The organism is Streptomyces sp. NPDC127084 (assembly GCF_042724175.1).
Lineage (GTDB): Bacteria > Actinomycetota > Actinomycetes > Streptomycetales > Streptomycetaceae > Streptomyces.
Window position 1 is genome coordinate 28,218 of sequence record NZ_JBHXFA010000021.1, and the last position, 21,156, is coordinate 49,373.

19 protein-coding genes and 1 tRNA gene are annotated in these 21,156 nt (G+C 69.6%); 7 read left to right on the forward strand and 13 right to left on the reverse strand.

Annotated features, from left to right (window positions below):
- Positions 1–7 precede the first annotated feature (7 nt).
- Entirely contained in the window at positions 8–1,069 is a 1,062-nt protein-coding gene (locus ACFWI9_RS07805; protein WP_387159701.1) for a peptidoglycan DD-metalloendopeptidase family protein, read from the forward strand.
- Positions 1,070–1,088: 19 nt separating this feature from the next.
- Here ACFWI9_RS07805 and ACFWI9_RS07810 read toward each other — a convergent pair whose 3' ends face one another.
- Entirely contained in the window at positions 1,089–1,943 is an 855-nt protein-coding gene (locus ACFWI9_RS07810) for a Cof-type HAD-IIB family hydrolase (RefSeq protein WP_387159702.1), read from the reverse strand.
- Between the two features lie 198 nt (positions 1,944–2,141).
- Between ACFWI9_RS07810 and ACFWI9_RS07815 the strand changes: the two genes are divergently transcribed.
- Entirely contained in the window at positions 2,142–3,041 is a 900-nt protein-coding gene (locus tag ACFWI9_RS07815) for an LLM class flavin-dependent oxidoreductase (protein WP_387159703.1), read from the forward strand.
- Positions 3,042–3,067: 26 nt separating this feature from the next.
- Here the strand turns inward: ACFWI9_RS07815 and ACFWI9_RS07820 are convergent, their stop codons facing one another.
- The 3 genes from ACFWI9_RS07820 to ACFWI9_RS07830 all read right to left on the reverse strand — a co-directional run bounded on the left by ACFWI9_RS07820 (position 3,068) and on the right by ACFWI9_RS07830 (position 6,557).
- Complete coding sequence (locus ACFWI9_RS07820) at positions 3,068–3,619, reverse strand: RNA 2'-phosphotransferase (protein WP_387159738.1); 552 nt, start codon at positions 3,617–3,619, stop codon at positions 3,068–3,070.
- A 191-nt stretch (positions 3,620–3,810) separates the two neighbouring features.
- The gene (locus tag ACFWI9_RS07825; protein ID WP_387159740.1) at positions 3,811–4,746 is read right to left on the reverse strand and encodes a MerR family transcriptional regulator; all 936 of its coding nucleotides are present in this window, start codon (positions 4,744–4,746) and stop codon (positions 3,811–3,813) included.
- Between the two features lie 2 nt (positions 4,747–4,748).
- The gene (locus ACFWI9_RS07830) at positions 4,749–6,557 is read right to left on the reverse strand and encodes an SDR family oxidoreductase (protein WP_387159705.1); all 1,809 of its coding nucleotides are present in this window, start codon (positions 6,555–6,557) and stop codon (positions 4,749–4,751) included.
- Between the two features lie 304 nt (positions 6,558–6,861).
- Between ACFWI9_RS07830 and ACFWI9_RS07835 the strand changes: the two genes are divergently transcribed.
- From ACFWI9_RS07835 to ACFWI9_RS07855, 5 genes are all read left to right on the forward strand, one after another.
- Entirely contained in the window at positions 6,862–7,827 is a 966-nt protein-coding gene (locus tag ACFWI9_RS07835) for an ABC transporter ATP-binding protein (protein ID WP_387159741.1), read from the forward strand.
- The gene (locus ACFWI9_RS07840) at positions 7,824–8,753 is read left to right on the forward strand and encodes an ABC transporter permease (RefSeq protein ID WP_387159707.1); all 930 of its coding nucleotides are present in this window, start codon (positions 7,824–7,826) and stop codon (positions 8,751–8,753) included. Before ACFWI9_RS07835 ends, ACFWI9_RS07840 begins: the two co-directional genes overlap by 4 nt.
- Before the next feature lie 49 nt (positions 8,754–8,802).
- Positions 8,803–9,714 (forward strand): ABC transporter ATP-binding protein, encoded by a 912-nt coding sequence (locus ACFWI9_RS07845; protein WP_387159709.1) that lies wholly within the window; start codon positions 8,803–8,805, stop codon positions 9,712–9,714.
- Positions 9,715–9,728: 14 nt separating this feature from the next.
- The gene (locus tag ACFWI9_RS07850) at positions 9,729–10,448 is read left to right on the forward strand and encodes an ABC transporter permease subunit (protein WP_387159710.1); all 720 of its coding nucleotides are present in this window, start codon (positions 9,729–9,731) and stop codon (positions 10,446–10,448) included.
- A 361-nt stretch (positions 10,449–10,809) separates the two neighbouring features.
- Positions 10,810–10,925: transfer RNA gene (locus ACFWI9_RS07855), tRNA-OTHER, on the forward strand.
- Positions 10,926–10,938: 13 nt separating this feature from the next.
- On the opposite strand, the gene ACFWI9_RS07860 is transcribed toward ACFWI9_RS07855, so the two are convergent.
- The 9 genes from ACFWI9_RS07860 to ACFWI9_RS07900 all read right to left on the reverse strand — a co-directional run bounded on the left by ACFWI9_RS07860 (position 10,939) and on the right by ACFWI9_RS07900 (position 21,017).
- On the reverse strand, positions 10,939–11,757 hold the full coding sequence (locus ACFWI9_RS07860; RefSeq protein ID WP_387159711.1) for an HAD family hydrolase: 819 nt from the start codon (positions 11,755–11,757) through the stop codon (positions 10,939–10,941).
- On the reverse strand, positions 11,754–13,031 hold the full coding sequence (serS, locus tag ACFWI9_RS07865; protein ID WP_387159713.1) for a serine--tRNA ligase: 1,278 nt from the start codon (positions 13,029–13,031) through the stop codon (positions 11,754–11,756). Before serS ends, ACFWI9_RS07860 begins: the two co-directional genes overlap by 4 nt.
- Before the next feature lie 673 nt (positions 13,032–13,704).
- Positions 13,705–14,655, reverse strand: coding sequence for a prephenate dehydratase (gene pheA, locus ACFWI9_RS07870; protein ID WP_387159715.1), 951 nt, complete (start codon positions 14,653–14,655; stop codon positions 13,705–13,707).
- A 42-nt stretch (positions 14,656–14,697) separates the two neighbouring features.
- A complete protein-coding gene (gene efeB, locus ACFWI9_RS07875) occupies positions 14,698–16,035 on the reverse strand; it encodes an iron uptake transporter deferrochelatase/peroxidase subunit (protein WP_387159717.1) in 1,338 nt (445 codons plus the stop codon).
- A gap of 8 nt (positions 16,036–16,043) precedes the next feature.
- Positions 16,044–18,065 (reverse strand): copper resistance protein CopC, encoded by a 2,022-nt coding sequence (locus ACFWI9_RS07880; RefSeq protein ID WP_387159718.1) that lies wholly within the window; start codon positions 18,063–18,065, stop codon positions 16,044–16,046.
- A gap of 19 nt (positions 18,066–18,084) precedes the next feature.
- Positions 18,085–18,546 (reverse strand): copper chaperone PCu(A)C, encoded by a 462-nt coding sequence (locus tag ACFWI9_RS07885; RefSeq protein WP_387159720.1) that lies wholly within the window; start codon positions 18,544–18,546, stop codon positions 18,085–18,087.
- Positions 18,543–19,217: an SCO family protein gene (locus ACFWI9_RS07890; RefSeq protein ID WP_387159721.1), complete on the reverse strand. Its 675-nt coding sequence runs from the start codon at positions 19,215–19,217 to the stop codon at positions 18,543–18,545. The genes ACFWI9_RS07885 and ACFWI9_RS07890 overlap by 4 nt, the downstream gene beginning before the upstream one ends.
- Positions 19,218–19,313: 96 nt before the next feature.
- On the reverse strand, positions 19,314–20,075 hold the full coding sequence (locus ACFWI9_RS07895) for a YcnI family protein (RefSeq protein WP_387159722.1): 762 nt from the start codon (positions 20,073–20,075) through the stop codon (positions 19,314–19,316).
- 90 nt (positions 20,076–20,165) lie between these two features.
- Positions 20,166–21,017 carry a hypothetical protein gene (locus ACFWI9_RS07900; protein ID WP_387159723.1) on the reverse strand — a complete coding sequence of 284 codons (852 nt, stop codon included), beginning with the start codon at positions 21,015–21,017 and terminating at the stop codon, positions 20,166–20,168.
- Positions 21,018–21,156 lie beyond the last annotated feature (139 nt).

Genomic DNA, 21,156 nt, shown 5'->3' on the forward strand with positions numbered 1-21,156 from the left:
TCCGTGAATGGGTCATCACCACGGAGACCGCTGCCGGCTGCTGGAACACGGCCTGGTGCAGGGCCTGGTGGTGCTGGCCTGCCTGGTGCTCCTCCTGCCCGCGCTGCCGGCCGCCGCCAGCGACGGGCCCACCGTCAGCGCCCAGGTGGCAAGGCTGTATGAAGAGGCGTCAGAGGCGGCCGCGTCGTACGAGCAGGGCAGACGCGAAGCCGATGCCGAACGGGCCCACACCGAGGAGCTTGAGGAGCGGCTGTGGCAGGCGCGCGGTGAACTCGGGCGGCTGCACGACAGGATCGGCGGTGTTGCCCGCGCCCAGTACCGCAGCGGCGGGTCCCTCGCGGTCACGGCGAAGCTGCTGCTGGCCGACGATCCCGAGGAGATGATCCGCGGCTGGCAGCTGGCCTGGCGCATGGAGCTGACCGTGAACCGGCTGCTGGACGACGCGAGGCAGGCCGAGCGCCGCAGCGCCGAGGCCGAGCAGAGGGCGCAGGAGGCGCTGGCGGTACTGGATGCGCAGGCCGCCCGGCTGGCCGAGATCAAGAAGAAGATCGAGACCAAACTCCAGGCGGCTCAGTGGCTGCTCCAGGACAAGGCGAACCGCAGCGCCGCCGCCGGCCAGTGCGCGGGAGCGGTACGGCTGGACCAGTCGGAGCAGCCGGACGGCTCCCAGTGGGTGGCGCCGGTGCGGAACTACTCGCTTTCGGCCGGCTTCGACAGTGCGGGTGAACGCTGGGCGAAGCGCCACACCGGCCAGGACTTCGCCGTCGGCATCGGCACTCCGGTGCGGGCCGTCGGCGACGGCCGGGTGGTGTCGGTGTCGTGCGGTGGCGGCTTCGGCATCGAGATCGTCATCCAGCACGAGGACGGCTGGTACACGCAGTACGCGCATCTCGCCGCGGTCACCGTGGACCAGGGGGAGTGGGTGAGCGCCGGGCAGTGGATCGCCCAGGCGGGGACCACAGGGAACTCGACCGGGCCGCATCTGCACTTCGAGGCGCGGGTCACCCCGTATCTGGGGTCGGGGGTGGACCCGGTGGGGTGGCTGGCGGATCGCGGGGTCTTCGTCTGAGGGGCGCGGCCCCCGCGCCTCAGGCCTTGAGCGAGGCGAGGATCTCCTCGATGACGACGGCGACGCCGTCCTCGTTGTTGGCGACGGTGCGCCCGGACGCGGCGGCGACGACCTCCGGGTGAGCGTTGCCCATCGCGTACGACCGGCCCGCCCAGGTCAGCATCTCCACGTCATTGGGCATGTCCCCGAAGGCGACGACCTGGTCCGACGAGATCCCGCGCTCGGCGCAGCAGAGCGCGAGCGTGGATGCCTTGGAGACGCCCTTCCCGCTGATCTCCAGCAGGGCGGTGGGGCTGGAGCGGGTGAGGGAGGCGATGTCACCCGCGGCGGTCCTCGCCAGGGCGAGGAAGCCGTCCGGGGTCAGCTCGGGATGCTGGGCCAGCAGTTTGAGCACCGGGGCGGCGGGGTCCGGGCCGTCGTCGCCGAGCAGTTTCTCCGCGGTGGCGGTGGTGGCGCCCGGGTCCAGATAGAAGGGCGGGTAGTCCGGCTCGTAGTGGATGCCGGTGCTCAGCTCGACCGCGAAGGTGGTGCCGGGCGCGGCGTCACGCAGGGTCCTGACGACCTTGAGCGCGGTCGACCGCTCCAGCGGCCGCGCCTGGATCAGCTGTCCGCCGGCGTGCAGATCCACGACCGCGGCGCCGTTGGCGCAGATCGCCAGACCATGCCCATGGACATGGTCGCTGACGACGCCCATCCACCGGGCCGGGCGGCCGGTGACGAAGAAGACCTCGATCCCGGCGTTCTCGGCGGCGGCGAGCGCGGCGATGGTCCGGTCCGAGACGGACTTGTCGTCGTGCAGCAGAGTGCCGTCGAGATCGGTGGCGATCAACCGGACGACGGCGGGGAGCGGCAGGGGCTCGGTAGCTGAGGTCACACTCGCATTCTCGCGTACCTGCCGCACGTGCGTGCGGCAGGGTGCACATATGAGTAGGCGCACGGAGACACAGCGTGGTCGTCATGAACATGGCTTGCTGCTCGGCACTCAGGCTCCGCCGAGATGCTGCCGAGCCTCTGCCGGGCGCTGCCGGACCTTCTGCCGGGACGTCTGTGCGAGGGACGTAGGCTCGACTTCATGAGCCTGCGTCTGAGCACCGTGATCCTCCCCGTCGACCGCTGGCGTGAGGGAGGCCGCGAGAAGTGGCAGCGGGCCGAGGAGCTCGGTTTCCACGCTGCCTACACCTACGACCACCTGTCCTGGCGCACCTTCCGGGACGGGCCGTGGTTCGGCGCTCTGCCCACACTCACGGCCGCTGCCACGGCCACCGACCGGCTGAGGCTGGGCACCCTCGTCACCTCGCCCAACTTCCGGCACCCCGTGACGCTCGCCAAGGAGCTGATCTCCCTGGACGACGTCTCGGACGGCCGGATCACCCTGGGTATCGGGGCTGGTGGCAACGGCTTCGACGCGACGGCGCTCGGGCAGGAACCATGGACGCCGAAGGAGCGGGCCGACCGGTTCGCCGAGTTCGTAGCGCTGCTCGACCGGTTGCTCACCGAGGGCGCGGTCAGCGCACAGGGCAGCCACTACTCCGCCGTGGAGGCGCGCAACGTTCCCGGTTGCGTCCAGCGCCCCCGCCTTCCCTTCGCGGTGGCGGCCACCGGCCCGCGCGGGCTGAAGCTGGCGGCCCGGTACGGACAGGCCTGGGTGACGACGGGTGACCCGAAGCTGTACGAGGAAGGCACCCCCGAGCAGTCGGTAGCCGCGATCAGCGGCCAGGCGGAGAAGCTCGCCGGGGCCTGCGCGGACATCGGACGGGCGGCGCCGCTCGACAAGATCCTGCTCACCGGCTTCACCCCGGATCGCGCCCGACCCCTGGAGTCACTGGACGCCTTCGTGGACTTCGCCGGGCGGCACCAGGACCTGGGCTTCACCGAGCTCGTGATCCACTGGCCCATCCCCGACTCGGACTTCGCCGCTGACCTGTCCGTCTTCGAGAAGATCGCCACCGAGGCCCCCGCCCAGCTCCGCTGAACCGCGTGCTTCGCCGGGCGGGGAGCTCAGCCTCTCCCGTCCGGGAAGCGCAGGAACTCCGGGGGCACCGTGTCCGCGAGCCAGACGCCGTTCGCGCTCACATGGAAGACATGGCCGGCTCGGTGCATGGCGCCCGCGTCCACGCTGAGGACGACCGGGCGGCCCCGGCGGGCACCGACGCGGGTCGCTGTCTCGCGGTCGGGTGACAGGTGTACATGGTGGCGGGCCATGGGACGCAGCCCTTCGGCGCGGATCGCGTCCAGGTGCCGGGCGACGGTGCCGTGGTAGAGGTACGGAGGTGGTTCGGCGACCGGGAGTTCCAGGTCGACCTGGACGGTATGCCCCTGGCTGGCTCTGATGCGGTCGCCGTCGATCGTGTAGCGCCGTTTGTCGTTGACGGCGACGACATGTTCCAGCTCCTCCCGGGTGATGGGGAAGCCATGCGCGTCAGCGGCGCGGATCAGCTCCTCAATGGAGATCCAGCCGTTCGGGTCGAGAGTGATCCCGATCCGCTCCGGCTGATGCCGCAGATGCTTCGCCAGGTACTTCGACACCTTCACGGTGCGTCTTTCGTCCATCCCGCTCGACCTGTCCGTCCCGCTCATCCCGTCCACCTCGTCAGCGTGCCCGGCCGGTCGTCTCAGCGCCAACGAGATTTCATCCGGACGATAGTGCTCCACATGTTTGATCCACAGCCAAGTCCGTTATCCACAAGGAGACTTGACTGTCCTGTGGACAACCTTCCTTTGATTCATAGCATTTGATCAACTTAACCTGATTTGGACTGAATTGGTGCCATTGAGTCCAAGGTCCGGGCGTGCAGCTCGCGTTCCACCGCCGAAGTGATGAACGTCCTCGCCTGTGCCGCCCCAACAAGACGCTCGACGGCATGGATTGTCGTGAGCGGCAGGATCACCGAGCGGGTCTCCTCATCGCGGATCGGCGGGCTTTGCGTCCTCAGGTGATGGTCGAGCTCCCTGGTGGCGAACAGTCGCATGGCCCGAGCCAGTTCGGCAACGACGGCCTGCCGCGCCAGCGGCCTGAGTCGCCGCACCATCACCGCCGCCTCCGCGGCGTCCGCGTCAGTCGGCGAGTGATGGCCCAGGTAGCGGGCGAAGACATGCTCGGTGGTGAACTCCAGGAAACGGGAGGCTATGTGCTCCATATGTACGCGTAGTTCCCGTAGGTGAAGGCCGATCGCGGCGAGTGGCACCCCTGCCTCATACAACTCGAATGCCACGGAGAGCTCTTGGGGGCTCGGCACCAGGAACTCATCGTCCATGCCTGGGATGCGTTCCAGCACGCCGAGCTCCAGGGCCTCGGCGATGGCCGCCTCGCCTGGTGACTCCGGGAACCTCGCGGCTAGTTGGGCGCGGCTGATGCGGTCGGGCACCTCGTCGCTCCAAGGGCCCTGGACCTCGGCGACCAGGCCGAGTATGCCGCCGAGTCCCCGGCCCGTGTCCCACGCCTCCAGCAACTCCTTGATCGAGGCCAGTGTGTAGCCCCGGTCGAGGAGTTCGGCGATCTGACGCAGCCGGGCCAGATGTGCGTCTCCGTACACATTGGACCGCCCGCGCCGCTCCGGCTTGGGCAGCAGGCCCCGGTCCTGGTAGGCGCGTATCGTCCGGACCGTGGCGCCACTGAGGTGTGCCAGGTCCTCGATGCGGTACCCGGCACGGTAAGCGGGCGTCGGCTGCCCGGACATACTCACAGCCGTGGCTCCCAGCGGGCCATCGCGCGTGTCGCCCCGGGAGCGGCGCGGGACAGCAAGCGGGCACCGCGGGCCTCCGGTGTCACCGGGACCACCGCCTCGTTCCGCAGCACCGCGCGCAGCACCGCGTCGGCGACCCGCACCGGGGGGTAGTTGCGCCGTGCGTACAACCGTGACGACTTCTGCCGCCGGCGCCGCTGCTCCTCGTCCGACACTCCGGTGAACCGTGTGGTGGCGGTGATGCGCGTGTTCACGATGCCCGGGCAGATCGCCGAGACACCGATGTCCCGGACCGCCAGCTCTGCCCGCAGGCACTCGCTGAGCATCAGCACGCCCGCTTTCGACGTGGCATACGCGGACAGTGTCCTGGACGGCTGAAACGCCGCCGCCGAAGCGATGTTGACGATATGGCCGCCCTGGCCGCGCTCGACCATCTGCCTACCGAAGATCCGGCAGCCGTGGATGACACCCCACAGATTGACGTCGAGCATCCTGCGCCAGTCCTCGTCCGTGGTGTCGAAGAACGAGCCCGCGAGCCCGATACCGGCGTTGTTGACCAGCACATCGACGATGCCGTAGTCGGCGGCGACCCGTCCGGCGAGCTTCTCCACCGCCTGCTCGTCACCGACGTCGGCCTGCTCTCCCCAGGCTTCCGGAGCGCCGAGCTGCCGGGCCTTGGCGGCGGTCCTGGCGGCTCCCGCGGCATCCACGTCGACGGCGACGATTCGTGCCCCCGCCCTGGCGAAGGCCAGCGCGGTGGCCTGCCCGATCCCGCTCGCCGCGCCTGTCACGAGCACCAGCTGTCCACCGAAGCGCTCGGCGAAGGTGCGATGCAGGCGCCGATGTCGCCCGGCGCTCCGGGAGGCGCCTTTCGTACCGGTCGCCGGAGCGGGTATGGCATCCGCGTCCGCTTCCTGTGCGTTGACGAAGTCAGTGATCCAGACAGCCAGTTGGTCCGGCCGTGTGCGCGGCAACCAGTGCTTGGCGGGCAGGGTGTGGCGCACCAGCCGTGGCGCCCACTGCCCGAGGTCGTCGTAGAGCCGCCCGGACAGATAGGCGTCCTTGGTCGGGGTGATCAGCTGCACCGGCACGTGCGCGTACGCGTCCGAGCGGGGGCGCCGCAGCCGGGCGCGCACATTGTCACGGTAGAGCCAGGCGCCGTGCGCGGCATCGGACGGCAGCGAGGCCGTGGGGTACTCCCCGCTGGGCAGCTTCTCCATCCGCTGGAGGAGCTTCGGCCATCGCCTGCCGAGTGGACCGCGCCACGCCAGCTCGGGCAGTGCCGGGGTGTGCAGCGCGTACACGTACCAGGACTTGGCCCACTGGTCGACGAGCTGGCCGACGCGGCGCGGCGTCGGCCGGGTGATGCGCTGCTTGATCCAGTGCCCGAAATGGTCGAGAGAAGGCCCGGACATCGAGGTGAACGAGGCGATCCGGCCCCTGGTCCGCTCGACCGTGGCGAACTCCCAGCCCTGCACGGACCCCCAGTCGTGCCCGACCAGATGCACCGGCCGGTCGGGGCTGACCGCGTCCGCGACCGCCAGGAAGTCGTCCGTCAGCTTCTCCAGGGTGAAGCCACCGCGCAGCGGCAGCGGAGCCGTCGAGCGCCCGTGCCCCCGCACGTCGTACAGCACCACATGGAAGCGCGTGGCCAGCCGGGAGGCGACCTCGGACCACACTTCCTTGCTGTCGGGATAGCCGTGCACCAGCACCACCGTCGGCCGGGTCTCGTCGCCGAGCTCGGCGACGCACAGCTCGATCCCGCCCGTCCGCACCCGTCGTTTGCGTGCGCCCTCAAGGCTCATGCTCACACCGCCTCCCACCGCTTCGGCCCCGTTTCGCCCCGAGCTTCCACCCGTGCCGCATCGCGCTCTGTATCCGCAATGTGACAGTGATGAATGTGACAATGCCCGGCGACTGCGTCAAGGGCAGTGCACAAGCCTGTGGATAACTCCGCCGGCGTCTCCTCGACCGGCTCCGCTCTCCCCCAGCCTGCTCCTCCTCTCGGTGCTGCCGCCCCTACGGGCCCGTACGACCAGAGTCTGATGTGGAACAACCGCCAAGGCTGACGACGGCTGTGGCCCCCGCCACTACCGTCGAAGCGTGACTGTGATCGTGACCGAAAGCCTCAGCAAGCGGTTCCCCCGGGTGACCGCGCTTGACCGGCTCTCCCTGGACATCGGGCCCGGCGTGACCGGACTCGTGGGCGCCAACGGGGCCGGCAAGTCCACACTGATCAAGATCCTGCTGGGTCTGTCCCCCGCCACGGAAGGCCGCGCGGAAGTGCTCGGCCTGGACGTCGCCACCTCCGGCGCCGCCATCCGCGAGCGGGTCGGCTACATGCCCGAGCACGACTGCCTGCCGCCGGACGTCTCCGCCACGGAGTTCGTCGTCCATATGGCGCGAATGTCCGGACTCCCGCCGACCGCGGCCCGCGAGCGCACCGCGGACACCCTGCGCCATGTCGGGCTCTACGAGGAGCGCTACCGCCCCATCGGCGGCTACTCGACGGGTATGAAGCAGCGGGTCAAGCTCGCTCAGGCACTGGTCCACGATCCCCAGCTCGTGCTCCTCGACGAGCCGACCAACGGCCTGGACCCGGTCGGCCGCGACGAGATGCTCGGCCTGATCCGCCGCGTCTACACCGACTTCGGCATCTCCGTCCTGGTCACCTCCCATCTGCTGGGAGAGCTCGAACGCACCTGTGACCATGTGGTGGTCGTGGACGGCGGCGCCCTGCTGCGCTCCAGCTCCACCAGCGACTTCACCCAGACCACGACCACCCTGGCGGTCGAGGTCACCGACAGCGACGCCCACCCTGACGGGGCCACGGCGCTGCGAAAGGCCCTCACCGCCGCCGGGATCACCCTGCACGCCGGAGTCGAGGAGGGACTGCCGGGCGCCGGCCACATCCTCCTGCTGGAGGCGACCGGCGAGGAGACCTACGACATCGTCCGCGACACCGTCGCCGCCCTCGGCCTCGGACTCGTACGGATGGAACAGCGCCGCCACCACATCGCGGAGGTCTTCCGCCCGCAGGCAGCGGCCCAGCCCATGGAGGTCCCGGCGCGATGAGCACCCCGACACCCCGCACCGTGGACGCCCACCGCGACACGGGCGAGCGCGGCAGCGTCACCCGTATCCACAACATCGGCTACCGAAGCTACGGCGGCGCCCGACTGGGCCGGGCCTACGCCCGCCGCTCGCTCTACTCGCAGTCGCTGCGTGGCGCTTACGGCCTCGGCCGGAGCGCCAAGTCCAAGGTGCTGCCAATGATCCTTTTCGCCGTGATGTGCGTGCCGGCGGCGATCATCGTCGCGGTCGCGGTCACCACGAAGATGACGGCGCTGCCGATCGAGTACACGCGCTACGCGATCATCATGCAGGCGGTCATCGGCCTCTTCCTGGCCGCACAGGCGCCGCAGTCGGTCTCCAGGGACCTCAGGTTCAAGACGGTGCCGCTGTACTTCTCCCGCCCGATCGAGCGGGTGGACTACGTGCTCGCCAAGTACGGCGCCATGGCGTCCGCGCTGTTCGTGCTCACCGGCGTGCCACTGCTGATCCTCTACATCGGATCGCTGCTCGCGAAGATGGACTTCGTCGACCAGACCAAGGGGCTGGCCCAGGCGCTGGTGGCCGTGGCTCTCCTGTCGCTGCTGTTCGGCGGACTGGGGCTGGTCATGGCGGCGCTCACGCCCCGCCGCGGCTTCGGAGTCGCCGCCGTCATCGCCACCTTCACCCTCTCCTTCGGAGCGGTGTCCACGGTCCAGGCCATCGCCGGAGAGACCGGGGCCACCGGAGTGGTGCAGTGGATGGGGCTCTTCTCGCCCATCACGCTGATCGACGGGGTGCAGACCGCCTTCCTCGGCGCGACCACCTCCTTCCCCAGCGGTGATGGGCCCGGCGGCGCTGCCGGTGCGGTCTATCTGCTGGTCGTCCTCGCGCTGATCCTCGGCTCCTACGCCGTACTGATGCTCCGCTACCGAAAGGTGGGGCTGTGATCTCCCTCCCGTCGCCCGCCACCACCCTTCTAAGGAATGGGCTGCGCCCATGAGCACTCTTTCTATCGACCACACCTCCCGCTGGTTCGGCAACGTGGTCGCCGTCAACGACGTGACCATGGAGATCGGTCCGGGAGTGACCGGGCTCCTCGGGCCCAACGGCGCGGGCAAGTCCACACTCATCAACATGATGGGCGGCTTCCTCGCCCCCTCCACCGGCACCGTCACCCTCGACGGGCGGCCGATCTGGCGCAATGAGTCGGTCTACCGGCAGGTCGGTGTCGTGCCCGAGCGCGAGGCCATGTACGACTTCCTCACCGGCCGGGAATTCGTCGTCGCCAACGCCGAGTTGCACGGGCTCGGCGCCAAGGAGGCCCAGCAGGCCCTGGCGACGGTCGAGATGGAGTACGCGCAGGACCGCAAGATCGCCACGTACAGCAAGGGCATGCGCCAGCGGGTCAAGATGGCCTCCGCCCTTGTCCACCAGCCCAGCGTGCTGCTCCTGGACGAGCCGTTCAACGGCATGGATCCGCGCCAGCGCATGCAGTTGATGGAGCTGCTGCGGCGGATGGGTGCCGAGGGCCGTACGGTCCTGTTCTCCTCGCACATTCTGGAGGAGGTCGAGCAACTCGCCTCGCATATCGAGGTGATCGTGGCAGGCCGGCATGCCGCGAGTGGCGACTTCCGCAAGATCCGGCGCCTGATGACGGACCGGCCGCACCGCTACCTGGTGCGCTCCAGCGATGACCGGGCGCTCGCCGCCGCGCTGATCGCCGACCCGTCGACGGCGGGTATCGAAGTGGACGTACACGAAGGCGCGTTGCGGATCCAGGCGGTCGACTTCGGGCGGTTCACCGAACTGCTCCCGCGGGTCGCCCGCGAGCACTCGATCCGGCTGCTCACGGTCTCGCCCTCGGACGAGTCCCTTGAGTCGGTCTTCTCCTACCTCGTAGCGGCCTGAAAGGAGCCATCGACATGTACAACCCCACTGTCGCCCGGCTCACCTACCGGGCGCTTCTCGGCCGCCGCCGGGCCGCGGTCCTTTTCGTACTGCCCGGACTGCTGCTGCTGATCGCGGTCCTGATCAGGGTGTTCAACGGAGTTGACGACCAGATCGCCTCCGATGTGCTGGGCGGTTTCGCCATCGCGACCATGGTGCCGCTGATCGGTGTGATCGCCGGTACGGGCGCCATCGGGCCGGAGATCGACGACGGCTCGATCGTCTATCTGCTCGCCAAGCCGGTGAAACGCCCGACCATCATCACCACCAAGCTGATCGTCGCGATCGCCGTGACGATGGCTTTCTCCGCCATCCCCACGCTGCTGGCGGGTCTCATCCTGAACGGCAACGGCCAGCAGATCGCCACGGCCTACACGGTGGCGGCACTGGTCTCCTCGATCGCGTACAGCGCCCTCTTCCTGCTGCTCGGCACGGTCAGTCGGCATGCTGTGGTGATCGGACTCGTCTACGCCCTGGTGTGGGAGACCCTCTTCGGCAGCCTGATCGCCGGTGCGAAGACGCTCAGTGTGCAGCAGTGGTCGCTTGCGCTGGCCGAGAAGATCGGCCCCGAGGGCATGATCGCCTCGGACGTGGGTCTGCCGGTGGCCGTGTCGCTGCTGGTGGGTGTGACGCTGCTCGCGACGGCGTACGCGGGGCAGAAGCTGCGGACGCTGACCCTGGCCGGAGACGAGTGACGCGGAACAACAAGCCGACGCGGAACAACAGGTGACGCTGTACGGCAAACGCGTTGTCGGAGGGCCCCCGGAATCCACCGATTCACCGGTTCCGGGGGCTCCGCCGTGTCCCGCAAATTCGGTGGCGACGAACCGCCCCGCACGGCAGAGTGGTTGAGGCGTCGCACACAAGTGCGATGCGGAAGTCCGGCGAGATACCGAGACCGGGGAGGAGCGCGGCGATGACCGGATGCACGAGTCCGCCGAGCTCCCTACAGGGCAGCGCGCGGCAGGCTTCGGAGTAATCATCGGACTCCGTCGAGCCGCCCGCACACTGCCCGGGTGGCCGCTTCGAGCGCGCGAAAGCGCGGGCCGCCCTCCCGGAGGATTGGCCGAGTGGTAAGGCACCGGCTCGCGCTGTGACCGACGTTCGATGTCGGTCGGCGGAGAGTCGTGGTCGGGGTATCCCCCGCGCGCGTTCGATCCGCGCATCCTCCGCGATCCGGCGTACTCAGCCGGCCAGCAGCTTCTCGATCACCAGCGCGATGCCGTCGTGGTCGTTCGAAGCGGTGATCTCCTGGGCCACCGCCTTGAGTTCGGCATGGGCATTGGCCATCGCCACGCCATGACCGGACCAGGCGAGCATCGGGGTGTCATTGGGCATGTCCCCGAAGGAGATCGTCTGCGCGGCCTTCACATCCAACCGGCGTGCGGCCAGCGAGAGCCCGGTGGCCTTGGTGAGCCCCAGGGGCAGCAGCTCGATGATCCCCGCGCCCGCCAGGACCACATCGACCAGGCCGCCCACCGTCTCACGGGCGATCCGCGTCAGCTCGTCATCGCCGAGCGTCGGATGCTGCACATAGACCTTGGTGAGCGGCGCCGACCATATCTCGGCCGTATCGGTCGCGGCGACCACCGGCAGCTCGTAGCCCTGGAACTCGTAGCCGGGCCCGAGGACGACCTTGCCGTCCAGACCGTCGCGGCACGCGGCCAGCGCGAGCGGCCCGACCTCCGCCTCCAGCTTGGCGACCGCGATCCCGGCCAGTTGCCGGTCCATGGTCACCGAGGTCAGCAGCCGGTGCTCCCCCGCGTGGTAGACCTGAGCACCCTGGCCGCAGACCGCGAGACCCCGGTAGTCCAGATCGTCCAGTATGTGGCGGGTCCAGGGCACGGCCCGGCCGGTGACGACGATATGTGCCGCGCCCGCCGCCGTAGCGGCGGCGAGCGCTTCGCGGGTACGTCCGGAGACCGTGCCGTCGGAGCGCAGCAGCGTTCCGTCGAGGTCCGTGGCTATCAGGCGGTAGGGAAGAAGAGGAGGGGTGGGGATCACTTGCCGACCGGCTCCAGGACTTCACGGCCGCCGAGGTAGGGGCGCAGGATCTCGGGCACGCGCACCGAACCGTCCGCCAGCTGGTGGTTCTCCAGGATCGCGACGATCGTGCGCGGCACGGCGCACAGCGTGCCGTTCAGCGTGGCGAGCGGCTTGACCTGCTTGCCGTCCCGCATGCGCACCGACAGACGCCGGGCCTGGAAGCCGTCGCAGTTCGACGCGGAGGTCAGCTCGCGGTACTTGCCCTGGGTGGGGATCCACGCTTCGCAGTCGTATTTGCGCGAGGCGGACGAGCCCAGGTCGCCTGAGGCCACGTCAATGACCTGGAACGGCAGCTCCAGCGCGTTCAGCCACTGCTTCTCCCACTCAAGGAGCCGCTGGTGCTCGTTCTGGGCGTCGTCCGGGTCGACGTAGGTGAACATCTCGACCTTGTCGAACTGGTGCACGCGGAAGATTCCGCGGGTGTCCTTGCCGTACGTGCCGGCCTCACGCCGGAAACACGGCGAGAAGCCCGCATACCGCAGCGGCAGCTTGTCGGCGTCGATGATCTCGTCCATGTGGTACGCCGCCAGCGGCACCTCGGACGTGCCCACCAGATAGAAGTCGTCCTTCTCCAGGTGGTAGACGTTCTCCGCGGCCTGGCCGAGGAAACCGGTGCCCTCCATGGCGCGCGGGCGGACCAGCGCCGGGGTCAGCATCGGGATGAAGCCCGCTTCGGTGGCCTGGGCGATCGCGGCGTTGACGAGCGCGAGCTCCAGCAGGGCTCCGACACCCGTCAGGTAGTAGAAGCGCGAGCCCGAGACCTTGGCGCCCCGCTCCACGTCGATGGCGCCGAGCGCCTCGCCGAGTTCCAGGTGGTCCTTGGGCTCGAAGCCTTCGGCGGCGAAGTCACGGATCGTGCCATGGGTCTCGAGGACGACGAAATCCTCCTCACCGCCGACCGGCACATCCGGGTGGACCAGGTTGCCGAGTTGCAGGGCCAGCCGACGGGTCTCCTCGTCGGCTTCGTGCTGCTCCGCCTCCGCCGCCTTGACGTCGGTCTTCAGCTGCTCGGCCTTCTTCAGCAGTTCCGCGCGCTCGTCGGGCGATGCCTTGGGGATGAGCTTGCCGAGCGACTTCTGCTCGGAGCGGAGTTCGTCGAAGCGGATGCCGGACGACCTGCGCCGCTCATCGGCTGAGAGCAGGGCGTCGACAATGCCGACGTCCTCTCCTCGGGCGCGCTGGGAGGCGCGAACACGGTCGGGGTCCTCACGGAGCAGGCGAAGGTCAATCACCCCACCAGGCTACCGGTGCCGCCTGTGGCCTCCCCACCCGATTGATATCGCGTGCGTGTCACTTTGCCCCTTATTGCCTGAACTGCCAGAAAATGTCGGATATCGGGAAAGTGGCGATGAATCCATGACGGCATCGGCATCGGCTATTGGCCTCGGCGTTGACGCGGCCGGGCGATGACCGGCTGATGATCCCGTCGGTGAGGGAATCCCTCGGCGGTGCGGCGGAGGGGCTCCTCGGCGCGGGTTGTCCACAGGGCAGGGGTGTCTCGCGAAGTTATCCACAGGGCGTCCGGCTGGTCTGTGGATTGCGGAGGAGATCGTTCCGGGTGCGAGGCTCACACAGGTTTAAGGATCATCAAGTTTCAGGCGAGTCTTCTTTCAAACCTGCCTCATGCACTCTTTCGAGTGTTAATTCCTGGATCTCTGGAGATGATCAAGGGGATTGCCGTGGCGGGGTTGCGATGCCTCGCTGTGGATGCGCGTGGGGCGACTAGGGCGATTTGTCGACTATGGCGATCGGCGGTATCGACTTGTCCCCAGGCGGCAAAGCGATCCTGTGGATAACTTCTTGCCGGTGGGTGACGAAAACCCCCGCGGGCTGCACGAAAGCGCGAAGGTGTGAAAGGAAGGAATAGAGAAGGACATAAGGTACGAAAGATGATCAGGGTAGCGGTTACGCGCGGCCGTCCTGGCAACGCGCCAGCCACTCAGCAGCCGCTACGAATTCCGCGTCCGACGTGCCTCGGCGCAGCGCACGCGCCTGGAGATCGTGTGCCTCCTGCGGTGGCACACCCGCCTGCGGATACGACCCGAGGAACCGCACCTTCGGGCAGATCCGCTTCAACCCCATGAGTGCCTCGCCGACCCGGTGGTCCGCGATATGACCCTCAGCGTCGATCGCGAAGCAGTAGTTCCCGATGCCGGCGCCGGTCGGCCGCGACTGGAGCAGCATCAGGTTCACCCCGCGTACAGCGAACTCCTGGAGCAGTTCGAGCAGCGCGCCCGGGTGGTCGTCGCGCTGCCAGATGACGATCGAGGTCTTGTCGGCACCGGTCGGTGCGGCGGGCCTCGCGGGCCGCCCGACCAGCACGAACCGCGTCTCCGCGTTCTCGGCGTCGTGAATGTCGGTGACCAGCGGTTCAAGCCCGTATGTGGCCGCGGCGAACTCCCCCGCGAAGGCGGCGTCGAAACGCCCTTCCTGCACCAGCCGTGCCCCGTCCGCGTTCGACGCGGCGGACTCCCACACGGAGTCGGGCAGCTGGGACCGCAACCAGTTGCGCACCTGCGGCTGCGCCACCGGATGGCCGGTCACCGTCTTCACGTCGGACAGCTTGGTGCCAGGACGCGCCAGCAGCGCGAACGTGATCGGCAGCAGCACCTCTCGGTAGATCATCAGCGGTTCGCCCGACGCCAACTCGTCCAGCGTTGCGGTGACCCCGCCCTCAACCGAGTTCTCGATCGGTACGAGCGCGGCGGCGGCCTCCCCGTTGCGTACGGCGTCGAGGGCGGCCGGTACGGACACCATCGGGACGAGCTCCCGGGTCGCTGCCTCGGGGAGCGTGCGCAGGGCCGCCTCGGTGAAGGTGCCCTCGGGGCCGAGATAGGTGTAGCGCATGGCGGACATACCGTCACCCTAGTGCGCTCGTGCTCCTCGCCGCGTTCGCGATCACGCTTCCAGGAGCCGCTGCCCCACGTACTCGCCCTCTGCCGGCCCGCCAGGCACGGCGAACAGCCCGCTCGCCTCGTGCCGGATGAACGGGGACAGGGCGTCGCCGCGGTCCAGCTTGCGCTGCACCGGGACGAAGCCCTTCAAGGGGTCGGCCTGCCAGCAGACGAAGAGCAGCCCGGCGTCCGGCGTACCGTCGGCGGCGATTCCGTCGTGGAAGGAGAAGGGGCGTCGCAGCATCGCCGCTCCGCCGTTCTGTTCCGGAGCGGAGATCCTGGCGTGGGCGTTGTCGGGGATGACCAGCTTTCCGTCCGGTCCGGTCTTGTCGAGCGCGAGTCCGGTGGTCTCGTCGCCGCCCGTCAGCGGGGCTCCGTCCGACTTCCGGCGGCCGATCACCCGCTCCTGTTGAGTCAGGGACAGCCGCTCCCAGTCGTCGAGCAGCATCCTGATCCTGCGGACGACCGCGTACGAGCCGCCCGCCATCCACGCGGGCGTTCCCCCGGCCGGTACGAAGATCCGCCGGCTGAAGTCCTGGTCCGACGGCTTCGGATTACGGGTGCCGTCGACCTGGCCCATCAGATTGCGGGTGGTCATCGGCTTGGCCGTCGCCCCCGGCGAGCGGTTGAAACCGTTCATCTGCCAGCGCACGCGCGCCGCGTCGTCCGCGTCCTTCTGGATCGCCCGCAGGGCGTGGAAGGCGACCAGCGAGTCGTTGGCGCCGAGCTGCACCCAGAGATCACCGTCCGAACGCCGGCTGTCGAGCCGGTCGGACGAGAACGGCGGCAGCGGGTCCAGTTCTACCGGGCACCGCGCGGTCAGGCCGGTGCGGTCGAAGAAGGTGCGGCCGAAGCCGAAGGTGATCGTGAGCGAGGAGGGGCCCGCGTCCAGGGCCACGCCCGTGTCGCCGCTGCTCGTGGGCTTGCCCGCCATCAGCAGGGCGGCTGTCGCCGACCAGCGGCGCATCAGCGCGGCGGCTCTCCTGCGGCTCGTGCTCGCGTCCCCGGCGGCGAGGTCGAAGGCGATGAGATGGCCGCAGGACTGGAGAGGCGTGGTGATCCCCGCCTGGTGGCCGCCCGTGCCCGAGGTGTGGAAGCGTTCGGACGCGGAGCCGACCGCGGCCAGCGCGATCGGTGCCTCACCGGCTGCCGCGGCATGGGTGGCGGCCCCGGCGACACCGCCCAGTGCGAGACCGGCGGCCCCGGCCGCGCCTGCTGTGCCGAGCAGCCGCCGCCGCGAGATACCGGGGGCGCGGCCGTCATCGGCGGCCGCGGTGGCGGCTGGGGGCGCCGCGGTGGCTGTGGTGGTGGATTCGGTGGCTGTCGTGGTGCTGTCGTTCATGGCCCTCTTCAGCCGCCGATCTTCACGTTCTTCTCGACGGACGTCTGATCGATGTCCGACGTCCGTACGGTGAGCAGGATGCGCCACTCGCCCGGCAGCGGGATCTGGATGTTGTCCGCCCCCCACCGGCCGGGCGCGGAGCGGGCGAGACGGGCTGGAAGCGGCCCGATCGCCTGCTCCGTGAGAGTGAAGGAGACCTTGACCTCGGGTACGTCCAACGGGCGCCCATCGGGTCCGTTCACCTGGATCCGCAGCGCGTTGGCACCGGAGCTGCCGGGACTGACGTTCATCAGGACCGTGCCCTTGCCGTTGGCGCCGCCGGTGTCGAAACCGACGGCGAAGTCGACGGGCTTGCCCGGAGCCGTACCGGTGGACGCCTGGGAGCCGCTCGCCCGTGCCGCGTTCTCCTCGGTGCGCCCCGGTTCGGTGGAGGTCAGCGCGGTGGTGACGGCGAGCAGGACGACGGCGATGCCCGCCTCTGCCAGCACCGATCGCCGCAGGCCGGTGCGGGCGGGGTCCGCGTCCCTGACTCGCTTGCGCCGGGCGGTCGCCAGCGCGACCTGCTGGCGGGCGAGTTGAGCGGCACGCTCGGGATCGACCGCCTCCGGCTCCGGCGCGGTCTCAGTCCCGGTGCCGACCCCGGTGTCGCTCTTGGCCTCAGCCGCGGTCTCAGCCGCGGTCTCAGCCGCGGTCGCGGACGTGGACGCGCTCGTGCTCTCCGTGCTCTCGGCGAGCCGCGTGGTCCAGCGCCGGGAGATCGCCGCGGCCGCGACCAGCACAGCGACCAGGCCCACCTTGATCAGCAGCAGCCGCCCGTACGAGGTCCCCGTCAGCGCCGACCACGAGCCGACCTGGCGCCAGGACTGGTACACGCCCGTCAGCGTCAGGACGACCACCGAGACGAAGGCGAGCCGCGAGAAGCGGAGTACTGCCGTGCGGTCCAGTGACGGAGTCCGGTACAGGGCCACGAGTACCGCGGCCAGGCCCCCCAGCCAGGTGGCGACGGCCAGCATGTGGAGCACGTCCACCGGCATCGCGATGCCCGGCTGGAGGCCGGTCGACGCGTGCTCGGAGAGCGCCCAGCTACCGGCGATCCCGGCGGTGATGACCGTGCCGCCGATGGCGAGTCCGAAGGTGAGGTCGTTCTTGTCCGCCCGGCTTTCCTGTTCTCCCCGCTCGGCCCGTTCTCCCCGGCCGGTTCGCTCTGCCTCGGCGCCGCGCCTCGCGTATGCCCCGAACAGCACCGCCAGGAACAGCGCCGCCGCCCCGAGCAGGAGCAGCCGGGACACCAGCGCCGTCCCGGTCTTGGTCTCCAGGACCGCCTTGAGCCCGCCCAGATCGAGCACGTCCGCAAGCTCCCCGGAACCGGTGTACGGAGTGCGCAGCAGCAGCATCGCCAGCGTGGCCGCGATCAGCGTCACCCAGCCCCGTACGATCAGCCGCTGCAACGGCCGCTCGCCCGCACCGTCCCGCCAGCAGGCGAGGATGAACGCCGCACCGCCCGCGAGCAGGATGAAGCCCGCGTAGGCCGCGTACCGCGCGATCCCGTACAGCGTCCCGACGAGCCCGCCGCCCGCCTCCTGATTCGGCAATGCGACCGCGGTCCGCGAGGGGGCGCCGATCGAGAAGGTGAAGGCGCCGGCGATCGGATGGCTGTCGGCCGAAACCGCCTGCCACGCCACGGTGTACGTGCCCTTGGCCAGACCGCCGGTCTGGAGGGAGACGCTGTACCGGACGACGCCCGCACCGGACAGATCGCGCAGTCGGCCGCTGTCCACCCGCTTGCTCTTGGGATCGAGCACGCGGATCGAGTCGTTCCCCATGGCGACCTGCTCGGAGAAAGTGAGCGTGACGTCCTTGGGCGCGGTGGCGAGCACCGCCCCGTCCTTCGGGTTGCTCCCGGTCAGCGCGGCGTGCGCGCTCGCCGGTGTGGCGCCGACGAGCAGCGCGCCGAGTAGGGCGGCAGTGACGAGCAGCAGCCGGACCAGGGGGGTGCCCAGGGTCCCGAAGCGCGGGGCGGTGGCCGTCATGGTGTGTTCCCTCGGTACGTCAGTGGTGCTTCGGGTTGTACGTGGCTTCCTTCACCGGAAGCTCAACCTCGACCTGGCCGGATTTCTCGAAGTGCAGTTTCACGGACACGTTGTCGCCTGCCTTGAGCTGCCGCTTGAGCCCCATGAACATCATGTGACTCGCGCCGCGTTCGAGGTTCAGCTCCCCGTTCGCGGGGACGTCGAAGGCCGTCACCTGGCGCATCTTCTGGCCCTTGGTCTCGTGGATCGTCACCTCGTCGGCTATCGCGCTGGTGACCGAGGTGAGCTTGTCGCCCTCACCTCCGCTGTTGGTGACGATGAGGAAACCGGAGGCCGTGTCCCCGACCGGCTGGGGCATGAACGCCCCGCTGACCTTGATGTCCGGACTGCCCGATACTGCGCCGGACGAGCACCCCGCCCCGGCCAGGCCGGTCGTCACGGCGAGGGCCGCGGCGAGGGCGGCAGCGGTGCGGCGGCTCACGGACGCTCCCCTTTGATGAGTTTCGGCAGGTCCTTGGTGTAGTCCTCGACGCTGGTGTCCTCCCCGTAGAGGACATAGCCCTGGTCGGTCTTCGGCGAGAAGGCGACCACCTGTGCGCCGTGCATGGAGACGACGGAACCGTCCTTCTCCTTCTTCGGGGGGTCGATTCCGATGCCGAGCTGCCGCGCACCCGCCTGGATGGTGGGAAAGTCGCCGGTGAGTCCGGTGAACGAGGCGTCGCCTGCCGACGGCAGCCATTTGGCGAGCTCGGCGGAGGTGTCACGTTCGGGGTCGGTGGTGACGAAGACGACCTGGAGCTTGTCCTGGTCGGCCTTGGGCAGCTTCTTCCTGGCGATGGCGATGTTGCTCATCGTCAGAGGACACACGTCCGGGCAGTGGGTGTAGCCGAAGTAGACCAGAGTCGGTTTGCCCTTGGTCCGCGCGCGAAAGTCGTAGCTCTCGCCCTTGGTGTCCTTCAGGACGAGGTCGGGCTTGGTGAAGGGGCGGTCGAGGACCGTGGCCGCCTTGGTCTTCGGCTCTGCGGAGACATCGCCGAAGCCGCCGGCCCCGGCCGGTGCCGGGTCGTCGGTGGGGCCGCAGGCGGAAAGGGTCATGGCGGCGGCCACCGCGAGGGCGGCGGCTGTCAGCTTCTTCTTGTTCTTCTTGTGCATGGAGGAATGTCCCAGTGGTGACGTGATGAGGCGCCGTTACGCGTTACGTAGGAGGCACGGGGCCGTTGGCGCGGGGTCAGCAGTCGCGGAGGTCGGTCAGGAGGCGCGTCGGCGCCCGGCCAGCACGCCGAACGCGACACCCGCGACGCCCAGCGCGATACCGAGGACGGCCAGTACGCGGGCGGTGGTGTCGCTGTCCGCCGAGTCGGCGGCGGTCTCGGACCCGCCCTCGCCGTGCTCGCCGCCCTCGTGCCCGCCCTTGGCGTTCTTGTCGTCGCTCGCGGCGGCACCGCCGTGATGATCACCCGTCGCGGCTGACAGGGCGAGCACCGGTGCCGGGTTCTCCGGCTCCGCGGCGCCCTGCTTCGGCTCCTCGATCCAGCGCACGACCTGCTTGTCGTCGTACGTCTGGAGGGCCTTGAAGACCAGCGAGTCGGTGTCCTCGGGCAGCTTGCCGAGCGACACCGGGAACTGCTGGAACTCACCGGGGGCGATCCTGCCGCCGTCAGCGGTCCAAGTGATCTTGGTGACGGCCTTGGTGATCTGCTTGCCGTGCACGGTGAGCGGCTTGGCCAGCTCGGTCTTGGTGGTGACGGCCTTCCAGCCGGGGACGGGCTGCGGCATCACGGAGGACAGCGGGTGCTCGGTGGGGAGGCTGACCTCCAGCTTCACCGTGGAGGCGGTGTCGCTCTCGTTGGGGACCTTGAAAATGACCGTGGCGTAGCCGCCCTTGGCCGCCTCGCCCTGCGGCTGCACGCTGACATGGGCGAAGGCGGGGACGGAGAGCAGGAGTACGGAGGAGGCGGTGATCCCGGCGGCGATGGTGAGACGGGAGAAGGTGTTCACGGTGAAGGACACTCCACAGAGCAGAAGCTGAAGGGTGATCGGCCAGGTCCGTGCGCGGGTACGCCCGGACACTGCGGCACCACCCTGTGGGGGCGGTCCGCGTCAGGCTGCGAGTTCGAGTTCGAGCTCGCGTACGAGTGCGAGTTCGCGTACGGGGGCGGTCGGCGGGCCGCGCCTGATCACCGTGTGCTGGAGTGCCCCGGGCGCCGGTGGCGGGGATGTGTCGAGAGGTACGGGCAGGGCACGCGGAGCCCGTCCGGGCGCCCCGGGCAGTCCGGCGAGCAAGGCCCGTACGAACGCGAGTGCGGCACGCAGGGCTCGTGCCCGCGTCTCTTCGGCGAGTTCCGTGACCCCTCGCGCAGACAGCCGGGCCAGCCGGAACAGCGCGATCTCACCGCGGCGCAGCAGCCAGCCGACCGCGAGGGCGGCCAGCAGATGACCGAGCACCATCGGGAGGCTGGGCAGCAGTCCGGTGGCCTCCGCGGGGGCGAGGGCCGGATGCTGATGCGCCGTACCCGAGGGGGACTGGAGGCTCGCCGGGTCGATCCCGGCGCGGGTCACGATCCGGTGCGCGTCGGCTGGGCTCAGGGCGGCGGCGCCTGATCCGCACAGCAGCTTCGCCGCGGTCCTGATCAGGGCGTCGTCCGCGGTCGGCACCAGCGTGAGCTGCCGCTGACCGAGCCCGAAGAGGGCGTGCAGGGCGAGTTGTCCGCCGGTCAGCGCGGTGGCGATGACCGGCATCGACCGCTCCCGCCCGGCGAGTGGTGCCGCCGCGGCGAAGACGCCCAGGAAACCGGCCGCCAGCGTCCACCACGGGACCGCCGCGCACGACGCCATGACGTGCCCGAGCGCGGACAGCACGACGCAGACCGCGGCGAACACCGCGGCCCTCAGCAGCCGCAGACCGGCTCCGGCGTGTGCGGTCGAGGGCTCGACCGACGGTGGGGCAGACATGGCCGGGTCATCATCCCACTGCGGGTATCGCCGCCGGGCGGCAGGTCCGGAAGGTCGCTTTACGGCGGCTACAGGGCCGCTCTGCGGCGGCTCTACGCGCGGGTCGAGCGCCTTTCGAGCTGCCTCGCCTCCGCTCGCG

What these genes read in the sequence shown, in the direction of transcription:
- ACFWI9_RS07805 (WP_387159701.1), top strand. Translation starts at nt 8, where the DNA reads ATGGGTCATCACCACGGAGACCGCTGCCGGCTGCTGGAACACGGCCTG.
- ACFWI9_RS07815 (WP_387159703.1), top strand. Translation starts at nt 2,142, where the DNA reads ATGAGCCTGCGTCTGAGCACCGTGATCCTCCCCGTCGACCGCTGGCGT.
- ACFWI9_RS07820 (WP_387159738.1), bottom strand. Translation starts at nt 3,619, where the DNA reads ATGGACGAAAGACGCACCGTGAAGGTGTCGAAGTACCTGGCGAAGCAT.
- ACFWI9_RS07825 (WP_387159740.1), bottom strand. Translation starts at nt 4,746, where the DNA reads ATGTCCGGGCAGCCGACGCCCGCTTACCGTGCCGGGTACCGCATCGAG.
- ACFWI9_RS07830 (WP_387159705.1), bottom strand. Translation starts at nt 6,557, where the DNA reads ATGAGCCTTGAGGGCGCACGCAAACGACGGGTGCGGACGGGCGGGATC.
- ACFWI9_RS07840 (WP_387159707.1), top strand. Translation starts at nt 7,824, where the DNA reads ATGAGCACCCCGACACCCCGCACCGTGGACGCCCACCGCGACACGGGC.
- ACFWI9_RS07845 (WP_387159709.1), top strand. Translation starts at nt 8,803, where the DNA reads ATGAGCACTCTTTCTATCGACCACACCTCCCGCTGGTTCGGCAACGTG.
- ACFWI9_RS07850 (WP_387159710.1), top strand. Translation starts at nt 9,729, where the DNA reads ATGTACAACCCCACTGTCGCCCGGCTCACCTACCGGGCGCTTCTCGGC.
- pheA (WP_387159715.1), bottom strand. Translation starts at nt 14,655, where the DNA reads ATGTCCGCCATGCGCTACACCTATCTCGGCCCCGAGGGCACCTTCACC.
- efeB (WP_387159717.1), bottom strand. Translation starts at nt 16,035, where the DNA reads ATGAACGACAGCACCACGACAGCCACCGAATCCACCACCACAGCCACC.
- ACFWI9_RS07880 (WP_387159718.1), bottom strand. Translation starts at nt 18,065, where the DNA reads ATGACGGCCACCGCCCCGCGCTTCGGGACCCTGGGCACCCCCCTGGTC.
- ACFWI9_RS07890 (WP_387159721.1), bottom strand. Translation starts at nt 19,217, where the DNA reads ATGCACAAGAAGAACAAGAAGAAGCTGACAGCCGCCGCCCTCGCGGTG.
- ACFWI9_RS07900 (WP_387159723.1), bottom strand. Translation starts at nt 21,017, where the DNA reads ATGTCTGCCCCACCGTCGGTCGAGCCCTCGACCGCACACGCCGGAGCC.